General features: G+C 73.2%; 2 protein-coding genes. One reads left to right on the forward strand and one right to left on the reverse strand.

The window, feature by feature from the left end:
• The first annotated feature begins 132 nt into the window (after nt 1-132).
• Complete coding sequence (locus ABZ914_RS48605) at nt 133-1,377, forward strand: acyltransferase family protein (protein WP_500201394.1); 1,245 nt, start codon at nt 133-135, stop codon at nt 1,375-1,377.
• 30 nt (nt 1,378-1,407) lie between these two features.
• Here the strand turns inward: ABZ914_RS48605 and ABZ914_RS48610 are convergent, their stop codons facing one another.
• Nucleotides 1,408-2,817, reverse strand: coding sequence for a DHA2 family efflux MFS transporter permease subunit (locus tag ABZ914_RS48610; RefSeq protein ID WP_500201395.1), 1,410 nt, complete (start codon nt 2,815-2,817; stop codon nt 1,408-1,410).
• Nucleotides 2,818-3,560: the final 743 nt, after the last annotated feature.

A 3,560-nucleotide genomic window follows, 5' to 3' on the forward strand; every position in this document is an offset into this window, starting at 1 on the left:
CACGCGCCTCGCGCCGGGCCGGCGGCGTCCCCGCTCGGGGAACGCCGGCGGGCGGCGCGCCGAACCTTGGGATTTCCTGGAGAAGTTGACGAAATTGGCGGGGTTTCTTCCTGATCGGTCTAGCCTGTCGGGATGATCCCGCCTTTAGGTGTTTCCACCCCCACGCGCCTCGGGTGGCTGGACGTGCTGCGGGGGTGGGCGGCACTGGCGGTGGCCCTGCACCACGCGAGCTACGTGTACCTGCCCGACGTGCGGATCGCACTGCAGGGCTGGTTCGATCCCGGCACCTACGGGGTCCTCGTGTTCTTCCTGGTCAGCGGCTACATCGTGCCCGCGTCGCTGGAGCGGCGGGAGAGCGTCCGCGGGTTCTGGATCGGCCGGTTCTTCCGCATCTACCCGCTGCTCGCGGTGTCGTGCCTCTTCGCGGTGCTGCCGTTCCTGCTGGGCGTCCGCGGCCTGCGGGCGGGCCTGGAGCACTACCACCCCGTGACGGCGATCCTCGCCCACCTGACGATGATGCAGGACCTCCTCGCGGTCCCGAACGCGATGAACGTACTGTGGACGCTGTCCTACGAAATGGCCTTCTACCTGCTGGTCGTCGCGCTGTTCGTGGTCCGGGCGCACCGCCGGTCCGCGCCGGTCTCCGTCGGGCTCACGGCGGCGGCGCTGGCGGTGGGCGGGCTGATGCCGACCTGGCTGCTGTCGGGGCTGCTGTCCCGGACGGCCGGCGTCGGCATCGTCGTCGCGGTCTGCTTCGCCGCGCTGGTCGCGGCGATCGCGGCGGCGGTGTCGGGCCGCGCTGCGGCGCGGGTCGCGGGCGGGCTGCTCGGCGGGCTGCTCGCGGCCGTGCTGGTGCTGCTGAACGGCCGGGTCGGCGCGTGGCAGGGCCTCGCGATGATGGCGCTGATGTTCGCGGGGACCGCCGTGTACCGAGCCGAACAGGGTCAGATCCCCGCCTGGTCCGGCGCCGCCACCGCGGTGCTGGTACCGGCCGGCGCGCTCGCCGCCGGCGTCTGGAACATGCACGGCTACTGGCACGCCCAGCTCGTCTGGGCCGGGACGATCCTCGCGGCGACGGCGACGTTCGCGGGAGCCTGGCTGCTGCGGCACCGCCGGTTCCCGAGTTGGGCGACGGGCCTCGGCACCGCGAGCTTCTCGATCTACCTGCTGCACCCGCTGCTGCTGATGGTGGCCGCCCAGTTCCTCGGCACGTCCGGCCCCGCGAACCTGCCGGGCCTGCTGGTCTTCGTCGCCGTGCTGCTGGCCGCCGGCTGGGCGTCGCACCGCTGGATCGAGGCGCCCGCGCAGCGGCTCGGCCGCCGCCTCGCGCGGCGCGCCCCGTCCAGGGCCGCCGAGCCGCCGGTGCTGGTGTCCTAGCGCCGCGTCGCGGCGGAATCCAGCCGGAGGTCAGCGGCGGGGGCGCGGCAGGAACGCGACCAGCGCGGTGCCCGCCGCGGTAATGACCGCCGCGATCAGGAACGCGGTGGCGTAGCCGCCTGCGAGGTCGGAGCCCGACCGGGCCGCCGCGGTCGCGAGGATCGTGAGGCCGATCGCGCCGCCGATCGTCCGGGACGTGTTGACGACGCCCGCCACGGCGCCCGCCTCCGCCCGGTCCGCACCGGCCGTCGACGCCTCCACCAGCGGGGTCATGAGCAGGCCGAACCCGGTCGCCATCACGATGCCGGGGCCGAGGATCGACCCGGCGAACGTCCCGCCCGCGTCCAGGACGGCGCTCTGCCACGCGAACCCGGCGGCCGCCATCAGCCCGCCCCCGGCGGCCAGCAGCCGGGCGTCCATCCGGGCCATCAGCGTGGGCGCGAGCCTCGAGCCGACGATGATGCCCGCGGTGTGCGGCAGGAACGACACCCCGGTCCGGACGGCGCTGTAGTGCAGGACGTTCTGCATGTAGAGCGACAGGAAGTACCAGAGCGCGAACCCCGCCATCGTGCTGACGAGGGTCGCGAGGTTGCCGACCGCGACGCTGCGCAGCCGGAACAGCCGCAGCTGGACGAGCGGCTGGGCCGTCCGCGCCTCGACGGCGACGAACAGCGCCAGCAGCACGATCGCCGCGACCAGCGGGACGAGCGAGTCCGGCGACGTCCAGCCGTGATGCTCGGTCTGCCCGATCCCGAAGGCGAGCAGGCCGACGCCGCCGGTGACGAGGACCGCGCCGGGCAGGTCGAGGCGCTGCCGGGCCGCGGCGCCGCGCTCGTCGCGCAGCCACCGTCCGGCGACCACGGCGACGGCGACGCCGATGGGGACGTTGATCAGCAGGACCCAGCGCCAGCTGAGGTAGTCGGTGAGCAGGCCGCCGACGAGCCCGCCGGTGGCGCCGCCCGCGGTGCCGACCGCCGTCCACATCGCGATCGCCCGGGTCCGCGCGGGCCCCTCGGGGAACGTCCCGGTGATCAGCGACAGCGTGACCGGCGCGAGGATCGCGGCGCCGAGGCCCTGGACGGCGCGGGCGCCGATGAGCATCCCGGCGTCCTGCGCGAGCCCGCCGGCGAGGCTGGCCGCGGTGAACAGCCCGAGGCCGGTGACGAACACCCGCTTGCGGCCGAACAGGTCGGCGGCGCGCCCGCCCAGCAGCAGGAACCCGGCGAACGCCAGCGAGTAGGCGTTGACCACCCATTGCAGGCTCGTGGCGCCGAGCCCGAGCCCGGCGCGCATGCCGGGCAGGGCGACGTTGACGACGGAGATGTCGAGGACGACGAGGAACTGGCCGATGGACGCGGCGAGCAGCGCGGCCCACGGCGGGGTCCCGCCGGCCCGCCGGTCCCCCGCGTCGACGGCGCCGCCTTCTTGGATCGTGGTCATGGATCCCATGCTCGCGGCGGGGCCGCCGCCGCGCGTCGGCCGCCGGACCCAATCCGCCGGGTCCGATCGTCCTAGGACCTGCCACCGTCCACCAGCACGGCCGCGCGCACACCGTCCACGAACGCCCGCCCCCTCGCCCCAACGAAGGCGCGCCCTGACCTGCACGAACATCGAGCCGGTCGTCGACACAACACCCATCACGCCCGCGTCCGCGCGCGCCGCCGATCTGCAGCACGGTCGCCTGCATGCCGCCCGCGACGCCGCCGTCCCAGACCCGGCCGTTCCCGGACCGGGGCGTTCCCGGACCGGGGCGTTCCGGACGATCGCGGCGGACGACGCGGACAGCACCATCCCCGCGCCCAGCCCGAGCACGACGAACGGCGGCCACATCACCGCATTGCAGCATCAGGGACATATTTGCAATCGCAGAGATTGAGCAGAAGGACGAGACTCGCGCTTTGGCTCGGGCAGGGATTTAGGTGACGGATGCTCAGTTTATGTCATTATGGCAACTTGTTCTTGGGGAGCTTCGGTCATCTGCGTATGTACGCCCAGGGCCTAAGTTCATCGTGGGCGAGCTGTTTGAGAAGGTGTCCATGGTGGTCTTCGAGAGAGACGGGATGTTCTGGCGGTGGCGCGAGACGGGTCCTCGAATGGGGAGATGGGGTGTTCGGGTGGTGGGGTGGCGCTTGCGTACGGGGCCGCCCCTCCAAAGTCAAGGGCGCCTTCGGCGTCGCTTCGCG

It is taken from the genome of Spirillospora sp. NPDC046719, assembly GCF_040645715.1.
Classification (GTDB): domain Bacteria; phylum Actinomycetota; class Actinomycetes; order Streptosporangiales; family Streptosporangiaceae; genus Spirillospora.

Coding starts and splice junctions, on each gene's coding strand:
- ABZ914_RS48605 (WP_500201394.1), top strand. CDS start 133: ATGATCCCGCCTTTAGGTGTTTCCACCCCCACGCGCCTCGGGTGGCTG.
- ABZ914_RS48610 (WP_500201395.1), bottom strand. CDS start 2,817: ATGACCACGATCCAAGAAGGCGGCGCCGTCGACGCGGGGGACCGGCGG.